Raw genomic sequence first — 17,155 nt, 5'->3', positions numbered from 1 at the left:
GTAATGATCTGAAAGATCTTCGTTTCTAAAAGTTTGAAAAAACTTAAAAACATTCAAAAAATTCACTCAATATAGTCTTAACGAACATGGGGGTTATATGCCTAGTACGAATGACAGAAATAAAAATGAAACTAAAGAAATTAATGAAGTTCCTTCCTGGGGGCCTTCCTTAACTTCATATTTCACAAAAGACAAGTATGAATTAATTTACGTAGAGCAAATGGTTCCATCAATGGGAGACGAAATCAGCATATACTGGAGTGGTTGTAATTTTTATTTCGAAGAGAGAGGTGGTTACTCAGGTATTCAGCATCAGAATGATAAAGAAATTGATGGGAAAATTTTCACTAGAAATAATATTTGCTCAATTTGGGACTTAGATTCATTAGACCCATCACTTCCCTCAGAAGTTACTTTGACCTATGGGTTACCTGGATTACATTCTAGTCACTTTGGGGGGGAGGGTACTGGCCTTCATACATCACATCCCATGCCATGGACCCCAAATCAATGGTATGCAATAGTCATTAGACGGTGGGACAACCCAGTTAGCTCGAAAACTACAGGAATGGCAATGTTTATGTATTCTTACCTTGATTCTAAGTGGACGCATTATATGTCAGCTGATGTTCCCGGGGTAAGGGTCCCACTTACTGGAAATACGTGTAACAGTTTCCTTGAACGTTTTTCAGGGACCGCCGAGTCATACCATGGTATTTATGGACAGCATTTTAGAATGGACGAACATGGTGTTTGGGAAAAACCTTTTAAATATGTCGCATCAGCTGGGGGTAGACCTGAAATATGGGATGCGGAACTATACCAAGACGCAAATGTAAAATTAAGTGTTGGGAAATCAAATAATCAATCAACAACTATAACATTGAATCCTAACCAGTGGGATAGTAAACCAAAACCAGTTATTCCACCTCTAGTTGACTCTTTGTCTACAACCTACACAGAAAATAATAAGCATATTTGTATTTCATGGGAGGTTAATGAATCAACTCCTCCGCAGTTAACATTTTACATTGAAGTTAGAAAGGAGATGAAGAATGGAGAGCTTAAAATTGGTTACAATGAAACGTCTCCACATAAAAGGGATATCCAGTTAGATGTGGAATGTTTAGAACCTGGATTGTATCATGTGAGTTTTGAGTATTATGATATTTTTAATCAAAAATCAAATACTAAACGCAGTTCATTCATAGTGTGAAATCTTAATACATTTCTAATACCGAGTGATGTTATCACTTAAGATAGAACGATTAAGAAATTCAATTAGATGTTAATCCTTTGTTGTAATGGTGCTTATATCTATCTATAGGTAAGCGTTAAACAATTAGTAATAATCCTATATTTAGAAAGTAATAATATTTTTCCAAGGTAAGTATTAAAAAAGAAGGTTAATATGAGTATATTAAAGTTATGTACATTACTTATGCCCTGCCTTATTTATGCCAACAGTAGTATATCTGCTACACCAACGATGGACTGGCGGATAAACTCTCCAGAGCCATTAAATCAAATTACGTTTGGGATAACTATTAATGAGGCAGCTCCTATCGATGAGTTTTATTTTGCAAACCAATTCAGTTTCACTGGTGGAGGTGGCGGAGGTTATACTGGAATCCAACCAACTAAAAATACTAGCCATGGTAAACGGCAGTTTTTAGTTTTATTTAGCAGTTTCAGAAAAGACACAACGGTAAATCACTTAAATTGTAAAAGTGGAGCGGATGGAGGAAAAGCTGGTGCCACTTGCCGACTTTACATCCCAGGTGAGCTAGGTGACTCATTTTTATTTCATGTCAAGAAAGAAGGACAACTCATGACTGGTGCAGTGTTGAATAAAAGTACTGGTCGTGAGGATATCATTGGCCAATGGAAGATTGGAATGTCATCAGGTAGCTTAGCTATTTCACATTCATCTTGGATTGAAAATTATAAAATGAATGATCCGAACTTCAAACTTACCTGTGATAATAAAGGTTGGCCGTACTACGAAGTAAAGTTTTTACCACCAACCGGAAATTATGGGAAGATTCAAGGTACTATTTCTACCTTATCCAGGGGCTCTGATGCTTGTCCTGGAGCTATTACCTGGAGTCATGATAAGACTGGAACTTTAGTCAAAGGTGGCTTTAGATAATTTATCATTCACTTTTATAAACGAATCATAAAATGCCTCTGGCAAATGGATGCTGCCTTTTTTATTCGTAATTTAGCTCAAGTGGACTAAGTTATGCTTAAAGTTAGAACGATCGCTAAACCGGAGTTGCACTCGAAGGTTTCAAAGAAAAAAACCGTGAAATCACTCTTACTATTGGTCTTTTTTTTGATGGTACCGGTAATTATGCCAATAATAGTAGTGAGATTCAGACTCCTTGTTCAACTATGCCGTAGGCGTACTACTGTTCTCACAAAACTAATATACGAAAAAGAATTGATGACTCGATAGATCAATGAGTTAAATTTATATTTAAACTGCTTTTATTTTAATTTAAAGCAAAAGGTTGTTATTATTGATATATTAAAAATGTTTTAACAGTTTACATTTGACTATCCAATCGTTTATTATATTAATTATCTAGGATTTAGAAAATGGAAAAAAAATACAAATTACTTGTAAAATTCAAACAAGAATACATCTCTCATGTAAAAGATGGTGTTTTATATTTTCATGATAAAGAGACTATGTTAAGAGACAGTTATTTCATATTTAACCTTGATTATAGGATGGCTATTCCTGATCTGGCTGCTAACGGAAAAAAAGAATTCACAGAAAATAACATAGACCTCTCTCAATATAAAGGTCTTGTTTATGTTGACAATGATATGACATCCCGTGAGCTGGAAGAAATTGCAGACAAATTAAGACAACTAAATATTGTAGAATATGTCGTTTTAGAGCCAGCAGAACCTATCATCCCGCCCTCCATGCCTGACTTGGAGGAGCCATGTATCAGAGTATTGTCTAACACTCCCGACCTCTCGAGCTATCAAACATATAATCGTGACCAGGCTGGAGCTGACGTTTACGGTATTGATGCTGACTACGCTTGGTCAATAGGTATTACCGGGAAAGGTGTCAGATGTGCAGATATTGAATGGGGTAATATTTATGGTCATGAAAATTTAAAAAGTGATAACTTCATAGAGCTTGTTGCTACAACTAACCATTCTAATGACGACCATGGCGCTGGCGTGGCAGGTGTTATTTTCGCTAGAGGTAATGGTTTTGGTATGAAAGGGGCAGCCAATGGTCTTGATTACTTCTATGGAATATCTGAAATAACTCATGGCAGGCCCGCTGGTATTGCCAAGGGACTGGAGTATCTTCGCCCTGGAGATGTTTTCTTATTTGAGATGCAAACTGGGGGGCAAAACGGCAACTATGTACCACCTGATTTTAATATGGCTGTTTGGGATTTGACAAAAAACGCGACAGATAATGGAATTATTGTTGTTATGACTGCAGGAAATGGGAGCGAGGATTTGGATGACCCCTCTTACGAAAATTATAGAAAACGGGGAGATAATGGCGCTATTCGTGTAGGTGCCGGAACAAAAGTCGGTCGTCACCGAGCCTCTTTTTCTACTTATGGCAGTAGCATGGTTCATTTGCAAGGATGGGGTGACTGGACAGTCGCGACTACTGGAGGTGGTAATCTTTTTAACGCTGGCCCCTTAAGAAACTATAGATCTAATTTTAGTGGTACATCATCTGCCGGACCAATAGTTGCCTCTGCAGTTATTGCAGTACAGTCATGGTATAAAGCGAATAATAATGGTGAAGTATTATCTCCTCATGCTATGAGAGAGCTTTTAATCAAAACAGGTACTCGACAAGGAAGCGGCGGACATGTTGGTCCTCTTCCTAATATTAGAAGGGCGATAGAAGCACTCCAAATTAGTGGTGATAAACCTGTTCTATGGTCTCCAAATTCTGTTCGTTACGAAGTCGATGAGCTTGTTGAACACAATGGAAGGAAATATATTTGTACTCAAGCGCATGTATCGAATTCTGGTTGGGCGCCTGGGGTTGCGAATACACTTTGGAAATTAGTGGGTCAGGCTTTCTAGTCTTTCACGCTTTATCGAAATTGCAGGTCAAATAAAGTTATATGGGGTTCCGGCGTAGAACCCCATGAGTACAGCAGAAGGTCGTCATGCGACGGCCAGAAATGTTTTCACGGAAAACGAGGTGAATTAAGGTAAGACTACCGTGAAGATTAATAAGGTCAGCTTGGTTCTATGGGACTGGTACTTAACATGACCGTGCTGTTGAATACAATTTACATGGGTGCTACGTTACAGCAGTTGCGTCAGAAAGGTTATCCAGTTCTGGAAGAGGATATGGCATGACTATCACCCCTGTTATGTGGGCATATAAACATGTTGGGTGTTACTCCTTCACGGTACCTATAACTGAATGCCGTTGACTGCATCCGTGGAATCTGCTGCTAGATTCCCTTTAGCCAGATTAGTCAGCTCCTGCGCCGCCCCCGGTGCAGAGGCTATACCGCCCGCTGCGGTTAAGGTCGCGACATTAGGTGTACTGGTTCGGTTCTTTCGCATTATGACGGCGTCAGTTAACATGCTGTTTTTTTTATGATGTTGCCTGCTAATGCCTCTGATACGTAAAGCTTTCAAACGCCTGCATTACCCTATTGATGCTATTGCCCAAAGCGTTCGCTGGTATCTGGCTTATGCCATTAGCCTACGAATCTCGAAGAAATGATGGCTGAGCGCGGCTTTATCGTTGACCATTCTACGCTTCACCGCTGGGTTATCCGGCTGGTGCCGCTGACCTCCTGAAACGGCTGGTCACTGATCTCAGTCTGGACAAGGAAATGCTACAGGACGTCATCCGAAAAAAGTTCTGAGGCCGGTGCAGAAACGCTAGGCGGTCGAATACCTGCTGGCGGCACCGCATCCATGCTCAAAAAGCAAAAGTCACAGTATAGCGAAGCGCTGAGCCGTTCCTCTGCTATCTTCAGGCGTGCGGAGGAAGGCATTAGGATAATGAAAAACAAGATGGATGCTAGGTGAGTAGGCTAGCATCCAAAATGGGTCAATGTAGAATGTGAGTCATTAAAAGTGGGTATAGCGGGAAATATCTGCAATCTGAAAGCTCTTAGCGTGGTTTTTTACATTAATGGCTCTCAAACCCCGATCTCTGATTTATCCCGACACCGATATTGGGAAGGGATAAAATATCAGAAGATCTCTAAAAGCGAATGGCCCGTTTTTAGCGAATAATTTCATTATCACTAAGTAGCAGTAATAACATACACATAGAGAACCTGTTTAATAACGGCTCTCAGTTTTATAAAAAGCGATACAACTTAAGAATATTTAAACGCATTTGAACGTCAGGCGAGCAACGCCATTAACAAGTAAGTGTGTATCAATTTCAGTTTTAACTTCACTCATGGATTTATTTTGTACCCTACAAAAATCAGAAGCCTTTTTAGTTGCAGTCCCAATAGCACCTTGTATACGTCCTGCAGCAGGTGCTGCCTCTACTTCAGTGAGATAGTCGCCATTATTCAGCTTTTTAACATCAGATTGATATGTCAAGCCCAACCCTTGAAACTTTGTTTTATCATTTTGCACAGCGCAGCCGCTTAACAAAAAACCCATTAAAACAGTGGCGACAACTATTGATGATTTCATGTGAAGAATAATCCTTATCTATTTGGTTAGCCTCTATTCTACAAACTGGAATGAAACATTAATTAAACCAATTGCTATTTATAAATTTGCATAAGGTTATCGCATTGAATATTATGAGAAATAAACGGTACTTACCGACTAACAAGATCGTCAGCGTTGACTATGTTAAAAACGTCAAAAAATTGAAGATATAGGTAGTACAGCTACCGCGGAATTAACAACTCTCAGTATTCATTCAGTCATTCATGTAGTCGGCGCAGACAAACAAGCAACCAATCGTTTTGACCTGCAGCCCATGATTCAAGACACATCGATGAGAGTATGGATTCCTGACTTCCGTTCTTCGCCTATTTCGGACAGTGTTCCCTCAGCTGCCCGCTTTGTGCCAGAAGCGGACGTTTTCTTTAAGCCTGAACTGCCAAATTTCCATCAGTATCAAAACCATGAAACTGTGTGTGCCGCAAAACGGTTTTCAGGTAATCTGGGACTGAGACCAGATTTAGCTTTAAGCAATGCACCGCCATATTCAAACAGCGCAGTGAGTCACGCTGTAGCCGTGCTGCAATAGAGGCGGGTAGCGAGTGTCGGACAGGTGCTCTGGATTCCAGGTGACGTCAGAATAGCGTCTGTGGTCCCATCGGGGCGGTAACGGACAACACGCTTCCCCCCATTCAGCATTCCATAGATAGCCCATCTCATCTGACCAGCTACCAGTTTATTAGTACACCCCGATGTTAGTGAGTCATCATAAGCCACATGAGGACATTCCCATGAATCAGCGCAATTCACGCAATAAGCGTGCTATGGTCATAGTATATAAACAGAATAATTATTTTTATTGCCTATAAATAATCGTAAACGTGGCGCTGGCTTTTGCGGTGCCCGTGGTGATATTACTTCCCGTCTGATAGTAGCGGGCTTTTAGTGGAACTATATAGTCTCGGCTCCCCGGAGTATTAGCAACCCCAAGATATGTCTCGGTAGACAAGGGCAAAGGAACATCCTTGTAAAGAAGCTGTATACCCACGCCCGACGCACCGTCGTTTGCACCAGTCAGGTTCAGTATCCCCTGTAATGCATTCTGCGCGCTGCCGTCTATCCGGAAATAAATATTGGTTTGGCTATCGCAGTTTAAAGTGATTTGGAAAAAACGCGTGTTTGCATCACCCGGCCAGGTGCCCGGGCCCTTGAATGCCCGCTTTTCTACCGTTCCCATTGGGACGATTATCGCGGTATCTTGCACACTGCATGCCACACTTTTGACGTTGAACGCGGGGATGTTAATAGCTGACTCAGGTTCAAAAGTTGTCCCCTGATTGTAGAGTATGAACGCACCGGCCTTTCCTACAGCAAGGTTTCCGGTTCCCGTCGTTTGCGCCGTTTTGTAAAACTGGATGTTTGCTTGTGCGGTAATTGGCTGAAAAGTAAGAATTCCCCCAGCACCACATACTCCTTTAGTGTTTTTATTCCCACCCATATCATTCGTCCCATCAACATAATACGTATAGGCGTTGTTACAATTACTGACAGATGTTACACCTACCGCGTAACCTATGCCCGCAATATTGGTGCTGTAAATGCGCCTCCCAGACAGCATCATTGCATAAGTCCCCTCTGCCTTTACCCCAAATGTCTGGGCAATTAAGGCCGGAGCAGGCTCATTCGTGCAGTTGTAAACCGACACCACCCCGGAGACCAGTTCATTGCCTATAGCTGAGCCTACCGGCTGGTCCCTTTGCACTATCAAGTCTGGGGCCGGAAGAGTAGTCGCGGCGGTCATCAGTTTGCATTCATAAGCCTGTGCATCGGAAGCCATTGCCCAGAAAAGAACGCCACTTAGACCAAACCAAAATCGCTTTTTCATTCATTAACCCTCTTCATGGCAGCGCGAATGGATAAGCGTCACATCGGTCGCGTACCCCAGATTACGGGTTCCCTTGTCAGGCATACCGCTCACATAAACCCATTATCCATCCGTCAGCGCGGAGCCTGATGAGCGTTGACAACTTCTGCTGACGCACCCAATGAAAAATGAAAGGAGGGATGCCAGTGTCAGCATAATATTTAAAACGCTGAGTTTACCCCAAGCCATAAGCGTAAAAGTTTTCATAAATATATAGATTGCACAGCTAAATTTGCGCGATTACGTTTTTGTAAAAACAAAAACTGCAATCTTTCATTTTTTATCTGAGCAAGATTCGTTCTTAATTTATAGTTAAGACTGAGGCCTTCCCTGTTAAGTTGTCATCAGATTATGACTGGCTTTTTAATATTTTAAAATTCAAACAACCCTCAAATTTAACGAGAGTTGGTTAGGGTTTTATTTAGATTCCCTTAATCATAACCAAGTAAATAACATTAATGAAACCTGTTTATAACGATCAATTAAACAAATTTTGATAGCCATAGCCTATCAAAATAATTTCAATGATCGATTGTAACGATCAAACTCTTGACTTCGTTCGCTACTTAACCTAAATTCGCATCAATGCTTAATTAACCAGCTTCTTTTAAGCTGATTTGCGAGCAGTCAAAGACCTAACTTAAAAATAAAGCGAATATTGATTACTTAAAAATCCATGGAATTTATAATTTTTTGTTCATAATAAAAAGTATGCGCATGGAGCGAGTTGAGCGGACAATATAGTTAAGCAGATTATAACGCTCATGAAATAATTAAAAAAATGCCTCATGAAATAAAATATTTTATAGTTTGTTGATGGTTCATTGATAAAGCAATGCTAGCAACACTCCATTTTTTATGGATATAAACCTCCTAAAGGTAATGTAAGCACACCGGTTTTAGTTCCAGGCACTTTTTTGATATTTCCAGTTTCACAGCCATCAGCCGGTACTCTTCCGGCGTCAGGTTTTTAAGGGATTCATGAGGACGCTCACTGTTGTATTCATTCTGCCAGCGTTCCGTTATTTCCCGTGCTTCATTCAGCGTTCTGAACAGATCAAAATCCGGTATTTCGGTCCGGTACGCTCGGTTAAACCGTTCTATAAACGCATTCTGTGTTAGCTAACCGGGCTTGATAAATTCCAGCATCACGCCATGCTCTTCGGCCCGTTGCGCCAGAACCAGTGATATCAGTTCCGGTCAGTTATCCATCCGCATCCTCAGCGGATATCCACGGTTTGCCACTATCCTGTCCAGCACCCGCACAACCCGCTGCGCCGGGATATTCAGGTCAATTTCGATAGCCAGAGCCTCGCGGTAAAATCATCCATGACGTTGAAAGTCCCAAAACGTCGGCCACATTTTATCGCATCGTGAATAAAATCAATCGACCAGCTTTGGTTGAGTGCCTCCGGCGTTGCCAGCGGAGCCGTATTGCGCACCTGCAGGCTTCGTTTACCCTGACGACGAAAATTGAGTTTTAACAGACAGTAAATTCGGTGTACTCGCTTGTGATTCCAGAAGTGCCCCTGCCTGCGAAGCACCTGAAAAAGCTTCTTAAAACCGTAGCGGGGATAGCGTTCAGCTGCCTCTGTCAGCCTCTGGATCACCGGTTCATCACGTCGCATATCCGGTTTATAACTAAACACCGTCCTGTTCAGCGATAACGTCCTGCATGCCTGGCGTATGCTCATCGTAAACTGCGTGGTCAGATAGTCGACGAGCTCACGTTTCATTGCTGATTTTAAATCTTTTTTTTCGATGACGTCTTTCAGCGCCCGGCATTCCAGACTCAGATTGGCAAACATCTGCTTCAGACGACGATTCTTGTCTTCAAGATCTTTGCTCTTTTTAATATCAGCGGCTTCCATACCGCCATATTTCGCCTTCCAGTTGTAGTAGCTGGCTTCGGAAATAGCGGCTTCGCGGCACACATCTTTGACGGTGCGCCCGGCTTCGACAGACTTCAGAACGGCGATGATCTGGTGCTCGGTGAATCGGATCTTACGCATAGCGATCTCCACAGGTGACATAATCAGTATGTCGGAAGATCTCTAAAAGTGAATGGTTCGGTTAAGCGGGATACTTACAGATTGTGAAAGTTATAACATTAAAAACTAGGTATAAAATGAGTAACTCGATAAATTGATATGCACCCTAGTCTTAGGGTGATTTTTTTAATTCCTAAATTGATTATGATCAATAATAGAAAAATACTACCTTCATCCAACTCAACAAAATTAACGATAACAAAATTTAAAATAATCGCTCTTCGTTTTGTTCTTACAATAGATACGGGGAGTTTTATTGTTTTAAGAATATTCTTATGGTAAGTGAGGTTCTAATATAACATTAATTGATTTGATGGGTGTTTTAAGAAAATTACTATTTGTCTTTAATAATTTTTTTCATTTTCAAAAATATATATGCTAGTATTAATTAGTTCTTTTAATTTACTAGAAAAATGTAGTCTTTATTGAAAAACTATTTTTTGTAATTTTATTAATAATATTTATATAGACTTTATTACCGGGGCCTAAATAAGAAATGTATTAATTGAAAATCGCGAGGATAAAATGTTGATCAATAAAAAGACGAACCAATTTCTTGCAGCAGTAAAGTATGGCTCAATTACTAAAGCGGCTGAAGAAATAAATATAACGCCTTCAGCCATTAGTCAGGGCATTAGTGAGTTAGAACAAATAATAGGCAAGTCACTTCTAAGCAAAACCAAAAATGGAATGACCCTAACTAACATTGGTAAATATTTTTACGATGAGATTAGTCCACATGTTGAGGCACTTGAAAAAATACTTTTAACAATAAAATCTAATAAAATAAACAAAGTAGTAAGAATAAAAAGTGACGGTATGTACTACCCTGTCATCCAAGAAAAGCTTAGATCGTACATGACAAGTCATCCAAGAGTTATGTTGTCTTGTACATGCGAGGTAGTCCAAAGTATTAAGCATGAAATGAAAAATGGCTTTTCAGATATAGTAATTTCACCTTCTGATATTGAATTAAACGGTGATAGTATAGAAAAAATTCCCTTAGGAAAAGAAAGAGTTGGGGTTCTCGTTCATAAGAATCTTTTAGACAAACATAAAAATATAAAAAATCTTTTCAAAAATGAATTCTTGCTTCAAACGCTATCTACTATTGAGCACATAAAGTTCATACAATTAAAAAAAAGACTATTAAATGATGGATTTTTGATAAAGGAAAATCCCATGGAAATAATTGATGCTATTCCATGGATTAATGAAGGTTTGGGGTTTACATTTACAACCCAAGAGTTTGTAAAAAGCCAAAATTTCAATGAGGATATTATTTTTATAAGTAAACCACTTCCTTATGATTTATTTATTTATAGAATGATGTATTTTGTGAAAAATAACTCCATGGATGTTTTAGAAGTTGCGTCTTTATTTGAATCTTCAGCAAAAGTCATCAAATAATTAATAATGGTTAGATGGATGGATATGCGCATGTACCTTCTAACCATTATGCTCTTGCGAAATATTCTAGATTAGCCCCTATAAAACGTGCCGATTACAAAAAATATAATCCAGGACAATAACATTGAAAGCAATTTCGCAGTACACTATAGCCCGCAGCGTGAATCATTATAGTCTATTTAATTTCAGAAATTATAATGAAAGATGTCTTACAAACCTTATCGATTGAAGTTTCCATCTAAGCCAAAAACATTATCTTTGATCTGACCTGCCCTCAGGATTAGATACAACGCTCACTTAGTAATGTCGGATCCTTCACTATAAGAATTACCCTTTCTTCAGGCCGCGGAATATTCAAACGGCGTCTGATAGTTCAGCGCGGGGTGCGGGCGGCACTCATTATAATCCTGACGTCATTCACTGATGGTTTTCCTGGCATGACTGACGTCACTGAACCAGGGTTCATTCATGCATTCATAGCGAAAGCGTACGTTAAAACTCTCAATAAACCCGTTCTGTATCGGCTTGCCGGGCTGGATAAGTCGCAACTCCACGCGATGCTCAAAGGCCCATTGATGGGGTCTGAAGCCCAACCGTACGGAAACGTACGCTAAGCTTGTGTTTCTTAGCGCCTATCGGGCTAGTCCATAACGATAAACGGAGAGTGAGCTGGTCAGCATTGGCGCAGCCACAGAATCTCGCACGACATAACAGAAAACGCCAATTGACTTTTTTCGCTAAAAGCATTAGAAATTGCGCATACTCACCTATTTGATTGGCTTGGTATGCAAAATACGTACGATTCAGATCAGCTCGTTACCCGGGGTAGCTCTGACAATTGCTTGCGATGAAGCGTTGTTCAGAGCCTGATCAGGAGCTTTAGCCTCCTTACATTCATCGCCACGATGCTCGTATGCCTCGTCTGTAAAGATAGCTGGCTATGTGTGTGGCGATTAATCAGGGCCTTGGATGATAACTCATCCAAGGCCCTTTTCGTTGAAGCTGCCTTCAGGCAGCTTCATAGAGCGAGCAGGGCTTTCCCTTGCTCGCTTTTTTTTGTCTCATTTTTGAGGCGATCTAAATTACTTTCGGAGTTCAATATGTCTCAAAACATTTACGACAATCAGGCTTTTTTCGACGGTTATGCCCAACTGCCACGCTCTCAGTTCGGTTTGGAGGCCGCCCCGGAGTGGGCGTCTATTCAGGCCATGCTCCCGGATCTGTCCGGAAAACGGGTCATCGATCTCGGCTGTGGGTACGGTTGGTTTTGCCGCAGTGCGCGAGAGGCAGGAGCCGCCGAGGTACTTGGTGTCGACTTGTCTGAAAAAATGCTAGCACGGGCACGGGAGCTCACCGATGACAACGGCATCAGCTATCAACGCGGTGATCTTGAACAGCTCGCACTGCCGAGCCAGGCAACCGATTTGGTATACAGCCAGTTGGCTCTGCATTACCTGCCCGGCCTCGCTCCGGTATTTGCCACCATCTATCAGGCGCTGCAACCCGGCGGCTGGTTTGTCTTCACGACCGAGCACCCAATCTACACCTGCCCGGTACGTCAGGGCTGGCTTACCGATGATGAAGGTCAGCGGTCGTGGGCGGTCAACAACTATCAAAATGAAGGTAAGCGCGTCAGCAACTGGCTGGCTGACGGGGTGGTAAAATACCATCGGACCTTGGGCACCACATTGAACGCGCTGATGGCTTCTGGTTTTGCTATTCGCCATGTCAATGAATGGGGGCCAACTGCGGAACAAATCAAAGCAAACCCGGCGCTGGCCGAAGAGGTGGAGCGTCCCATGATGGTATTGGTTTCTGCGCAACGATAAGACCATCACCACGACTTATTGAGCAGCTACAGTGATTTGGACCCAAAATGTCACGCTGTTCTTCATCGCGTTCCTCGTCGGTGCCGATGAACTACTGCTCGGGCCCATCCTCACACCAGTCGGCAACGACTTATCCGTGAGGCCGGAAAGCGTGACGTTCTTTGTCACGGCCTACAGCTTGGCCAATGCAGCTTGTGTATTCTTTTTCGGTGTGTTGTCGGATCGGTATGGAAGAATGAGGATTCTCATCCCGGCGTCAATTATCGTCGCCGCAGCCTCGATGGGACTGGTCTCGCTGCGACGTTTGAGATGGCGCTGCTCTCTCGCGTGCTGACCGGCGCGGCGAGTGCAGGGATGCTGCCGGTTGCTTTTGCGATCGCCAGCGATGCAGGGGGCACCAACGCGGTGCGTAGCATAGCCTTCGTTTCGGCCGGTTTGACGTTTGGCATGATCATGAGTCCTGGTTTGGGGGCACTACTGACCGCGCTGTTCTCCTGGCCGGTGGCCTTTATCGCGCTTGGCCTTGCAGCTGTGCCTTTTGCGGCGCTGACATTCGTGATCAAACCACAATCGCATTCGGTAGTCGTTGTCACGAAGCCTAAGCCCCCTTGCTTGTACCGGGGACCTTGGGTGCTCTGATCGCAATGGGTTTTGGGCTTGGCGGTGGCATCGGTATTTTACGCTAATCGGTGAGCGCTTGCGCGATGTTGCCGGGTACGGAACAGGCACCATCGGATTGAGGTACGTCTTGCTCGGAGTCCTCAGTATGGCGGGCAATTTCATGATGCCCGTGATGATTTCATGCCTCGGCGATGGGCGGCGCGTCATGCGCATCGCCCTAATTATATGCTTGGTCATGAATGTAATGGTATTTTCAGTAGCAAGCGCACTGCCATGGTCCTTGCTAATTGCATTGCCGTTATGGGTGCTTGCGGGGGGAGTGGGTTCTCCCGCCCTGCAATACCACATCGCCAGACTGGCTACCGCACGACGCGGAGCTCTGATCGCTCTAGGCATGAGCCTGATGTACATTGGGATAGCCCTATCGGCCAGCCTGGCCGGTATCGGCTATGCCAATGGGTCGCTTTGGGTTGCAGCCCTTGGAACGGTTCTGTTTGGCGTGGCCGTCATGGTGCTTCGACCGCTTGTCAATTCCGGCGTGGTGGGGAGATCCGCGGGCTAAACTTCTCCAGGGGCAGGGCTGGCACAAAAACAGAGTGCAGGTATATCGCCCCCTTGGGCATCCCCTCAATGCCGGAGAGGCCGTTAATGCACTGACCCGGCAGTTGGACACTGTGTATCGACAGGTCGCTAAAAATTTTGCCGATAATCAGGCTGTTTCACTGGATTTCACCGGTAAACGCACGAAGCTGACCATTGCTCATCTGAACGGACTGGATGAGTCGCCGACGCGGAAGTTACTCTCGAAACGTATATCTGACCTGCTGCCAGTTGTCGATCTGACAGAACTTCTTCTTGAGATTAACGCGCAACAGGATTTGCAGATGAATTTACCCATGCAAGCGAGGAGGGCGCGCACATGGATGACCTGACCGTCAGTATCTGCGCGGTATTGCTGGCTGAAGCCTGTAATATTGGCATGGAGCCCTTTATTCGACCCAATATTCCGGCGCTGACCCGTTATCGTCTGAGCTGGACCAAACAAAATTATCTCAGGGCAGAAACGCTGGTAAAAGCAAACGCCAGACTGGTTGATTCCCTGTCTACTCTACCTCTGGCTCAGAAATGGGGCGGTGGTGAGGTGGCCTCTGCTGATGGAATACGGTTTATTGCCCCGGTACGAACGGTACATGCAGGCCCCAACCGAAAATATTTTGGCTCCAGTGAGGGATCACCTGGTACAACTTCATTTCAGATCAGTACTCCAGATTTCATGGCGTTGTCGTTCCAGGCACGCTAAGGGATTCCATTTTCGTGCTGGAAGGGCTACTGGAGCAGCAAACCGGAGCTAAACCCGACTGAGATAATGACAGATACAGCCGGTTCCAGTGATCTGATCTTTGGCCTTTTCGGGGGCCGCTTAGAAAACGGAAAATATCCTACGCTAAGCCAGTAACTTAAGCAGGTATGGCGGTCCGCTTTGTGCCAGAAGCAGACATTGCTTACATCGTGCTATGTTAGTTTAACGGGAGCAGGTCACCTCTTCTAATCATCCGCTTAGTGGGTATGGCTTGCCAGGTTATGGGGGGGCGGAAGTTCTGTTGCTACATTGAGCGTTCAATTTTTCATGTCTGTTAGGAATCGTTTACCTAAATGAGTGTATTATGTGGGGAATGAATCAGTAATGCTAAATTGAACTAGCGTAATACATAAGGCTGAATAACTACGCCTAATTTCTTATAATTAAAGGGGATACTATCCATGTTGCGCTACCTGTTTATTCGTCAGCATTAAAATTAACCTTCACTCTTGATTTAATAAATAGTCGTCATATCTAAGTCAAAGTGGTAAGGCTTGAATGTAATACCCATTTTTAAGTTTGAAGATTATTTGACAGTGAGATAAATTTTCTTGATAATAATTTGTTGTGTAATTTTCACCCATTTGAAATGAAAAATACCCCGACAGAAAGATAGGTTTTGTTTTTTACTATTCATTAATTATGAATAGCATGATAATCAGCTATAGAAAGTTTTATGAAGAAATCCTTATTTAAATCAGAAAACACTCAAGCTTATTGAGTGACTTTGCATTTTTTATGCAAAGAAATTTATGTTTTAAGATTCAACACTAAATTTTATATAGCAATAATCTTTTTTTAAAAGAGCATACAAATGGAGTTGTCTATTATGATGAGTGTAATATCCAAAATATTTGGATGGAAAGAATCCACTTTTGATATTTATAAATTGACTTACGAAAAGTTTGGAGGGGGGGTTAATAATCATCCGGATATTATTGAATACCTTATAAAGGAAGGGGGCTGTAAAATAAAATTTTATCATTACTCTAAAAATGATAAAATTGAGGGCGCCTATTTTAAAAACGAAAAAGGGAAAATTGGGGTGGATGTTTGGAGGAAATACCCTATAACCTATGATGAAATTATTCTCCCTCTAAATGAAGATGAGAAATTCATCATCCCCGCAAAATCTAATCGGTTGTCACCGATAAATAGAAAAAGTATATACAATATATCTTTCTCCAAGATAAGCAAAAATGAAGTTTGTTTAGCAAAAGATAATTTTACAAAAAAAACACAAAAAACCAGAAGAAATGAATTTAATAAATTTATAAGTCATGGTGGATCAGTTAAAAATGCTAGTGATTTTACCCCTGATGAACTAGCAGATATATATATTTACTTATTCAACAAAAGATTCGAGAACAATGTAAAATGTTATGAAAAGCAAGTGCTTGTGGATATTATTACTCGCTTTAACCATATGATTTATGGCCATGTTCTTTTTGTTAACGGGACATCACCATGTGCATATGACCTGATTATGAAAGCTGAATGCCAGAACTGGATCTACTTTGATGTCCCGAATGGTGGGGTAGACCCTGACTTTGCTCATCTGAGTCCTGGTAGTATTCTCATGTGGTTGAACATAACGCATGCACAAAATCTATGCAAAGAAAAAAATAAAAAAATGCATTTTTCAATTGGATTATATAATCCAGCCTGGGATTATAAACAGAGGTGGTGTGAAAGAACCAGGTTAGGGAAAGTTTTCTTCATCTAATTGAAACATATTTACTTCAAAATTCATTAGTAATTTTCCAGGTCTTCGTTTGCCAATCGAAATTCAATTCAGTCAAAAATAATGCACATCCAGATAAATCATTAAGTCAAAAATTAGTTCTGTCTTACCTTTTTTTCTTTTGAATACGGTGAAGGGTAAGGCAGAACATGAGTTACTGGTGTTGGCAAAAATTTATTGAAATACCTTTAAAATTGTTAGCAACTTAACTTTAACAAAAAGCTCTTGGTTTGTCTTAGCGCAAATTTTTTGCATGGCATTTCTTTTATGTGAGCTTACTGTTTTAAGTTTTATTTCTTCTATGTTAGAAATATCCTCAGTTTGTAATCCAGCACAAAACAACCTTATTATCCTCCATTCTGTTGGCGTTAAGACATCAGTAGATTCTGGACAAATAACAGAATAGATCCCAACATTATACCTGTACCACCAAAAAAGTAGTTCCTCTTTCAACTTATCTGCAGATATGTTTTGTGGGAGAATAAGTGTGTTAGTTTTAAAATACATCCCGCTCAGGTAGGAAAGCGTTTTCGCCCCGCAGAAAATGACATTTCT

General features: G+C 41.8%; 11 protein-coding genes and 6 pseudogenes. 10 read left to right on the top strand and 7 right to left on the bottom strand.

The annotated features are described in order from the left end of the window. Positions 1–97 precede the first annotated feature (97 nt). From EC840_RS21680 to EC840_RS25605, 4 genes and pseudogenes are all read left to right on the top strand, one after another. Positions 98–1,216: a DUF3472 domain-containing protein gene (locus EC840_RS21680; RefSeq protein WP_132967034.1), complete on the top strand. Its 1,119-nt coding sequence runs from the start codon at positions 98–100 to the stop codon at positions 1,214–1,216. Positions 1,217–1,411: 195 nt separating this feature from the next. Continuing rightward, positions 1,412–2,152 (top strand): hypothetical protein, encoded by a 741-nt coding sequence (locus tag EC840_RS21675; RefSeq protein ID WP_132967033.1) that lies wholly within the window; start codon positions 1,412–1,414, stop codon positions 2,150–2,152. Positions 2,153–2,604: 452 nt separating this feature from the next. Beyond that, entirely contained in the window at positions 2,605–4,086 is a 1,482-nt protein-coding gene (locus tag EC840_RS21670; protein WP_132967031.1) for a S8 family serine peptidase, read from the top strand. Positions 4,087–4,150: 64 nt separating this feature from the next. Further along, positions 4,151–4,445: pseudogene (locus tag EC840_RS25605) on the top strand (Tn3 family transposase); the annotation flags it as partial. On the opposite strand, the gene EC840_RS25315 reads toward EC840_RS25605, so the two are convergent. Beyond that, positions 4,426–4,581: a hypothetical protein gene (locus EC840_RS25315; protein ID WP_165929054.1), complete on the bottom strand. Its 156-nt coding sequence runs from the start codon at positions 4,579–4,581 to the stop codon at positions 4,426–4,428. The pseudogene EC840_RS25605 and the gene EC840_RS25315 sit on opposite strands and share 20 nt — an antisense overlap. Positions 4,582–4,630: 49 nt before the next feature. Between EC840_RS25315 and EC840_RS21660 the strand changes: the two are divergent. Next, positions 4,631–4,812 (top strand): annotated as a pseudogene (locus EC840_RS21660) (IS6 family transposase); the annotation flags it as partial. A gap of 549 nt (positions 4,813–5,361) precedes the next feature. Here the strand turns inward: EC840_RS21660 and EC840_RS21655 are convergent. The 4 genes and pseudogenes from EC840_RS21655 to EC840_RS21640 form a co-directional block, all read right to left on the bottom strand. Continuing rightward, positions 5,362–5,682 (bottom strand): hypothetical protein, encoded by a 321-nt coding sequence (locus EC840_RS21655; RefSeq protein WP_132967027.1) that lies wholly within the window; start codon positions 5,680–5,682, stop codon positions 5,362–5,364. Between the two features lie 435 nt (positions 5,683–6,117). Continuing rightward, a pseudogene (locus EC840_RS25600) lies at positions 6,118–6,394 on the bottom strand (SMP-30/gluconolactonase/LRE family protein); the annotation flags it as partial. Positions 6,395–6,517: 123 nt separating this feature from the next. After that, positions 6,518–7,546, bottom strand: a complete 1,029-nt coding sequence (locus EC840_RS21645) for a fimbrial protein (RefSeq protein WP_243701112.1) — start codon at positions 7,544–7,546, stop codon at positions 6,518–6,520. 912 nt (positions 7,547–8,458) lie between these two features. After that, positions 8,459–9,597 (bottom strand): annotated as a pseudogene (locus tag EC840_RS21640) (IS3 family transposase). Between the two features lie 564 nt (positions 9,598–10,161). Here EC840_RS21640 and EC840_RS21635 point away from each other — a divergent pair. Continuing rightward, entirely contained in the window at positions 10,162–11,046 is an 885-nt protein-coding gene (locus tag EC840_RS21635) for a LysR family transcriptional regulator (RefSeq protein ID WP_112287210.1), read from the top strand. A gap of 338 nt (positions 11,047–11,384) precedes the next feature. Here EC840_RS21635 and EC840_RS21630 read toward each other — a convergent pair. After that, positions 11,385–11,621, bottom strand: a pseudogene (locus EC840_RS21630) (transposase); the annotation flags it as partial. Between the two features lie 525 nt (positions 11,622–12,146). Here EC840_RS21630 and EC840_RS21625 point away from each other — a divergent pair. The 4 genes and pseudogenes from EC840_RS21625 (at position 12,147) to EC840_RS21610 (ending at position 16,582) form a co-directional block, all read left to right on the top strand. Beyond that, positions 12,147–12,875, top strand: coding sequence for a class I SAM-dependent methyltransferase (locus tag EC840_RS21625; protein ID WP_132967025.1), 729 nt, complete (start codon positions 12,147–12,149; stop codon positions 12,873–12,875). Positions 12,876–13,067: 192 nt separating this feature from the next. After that, positions 13,068–13,514 carry an MFS transporter gene (locus EC840_RS25700; protein WP_341798980.1) on the top strand — a complete coding sequence of 149 codons (447 nt, stop codon included), beginning with the start codon at positions 13,068–13,070 and terminating at the stop codon, positions 13,512–13,514. A gap of 524 nt (positions 13,515–14,038) precedes the next feature. Continuing rightward, positions 14,039–14,907: pseudogene (locus tag EC840_RS21615) on the top strand (Tn3 family transposase); the annotation flags it as partial. Positions 14,908–15,670: 763 nt separating this feature from the next. Continuing rightward, positions 15,671–16,582, top strand: a complete 912-nt coding sequence (locus EC840_RS21610; RefSeq protein ID WP_112287208.1) for a hypothetical protein — start codon at positions 15,671–15,673, stop codon at positions 16,580–16,582. A 192-nt stretch (positions 16,583–16,774) separates the two neighbouring features. Here the strand turns inward: EC840_RS21610 and EC840_RS21605 are convergent. Next, the coding region (locus EC840_RS21605; protein ID WP_243701111.1) for a LuxR family transcriptional regulator at positions 16,775–17,155 on the bottom strand (381 nt) is incomplete at its 5' end.

The sequence above is a fragment of the Rahnella sp. JUb53 genome, from assembly GCF_004346065.1.
In the GTDB taxonomy this organism is placed as follows: domain Bacteria; phylum Pseudomonadota; class Gammaproteobacteria; order Enterobacterales; family Enterobacteriaceae; genus Rahnella; species Rahnella variigena.
The sequence above is the reverse complement of the archived record's forward strand: the minus strand, read 5'-3'. Positions and strand labels throughout refer to the sequence as shown.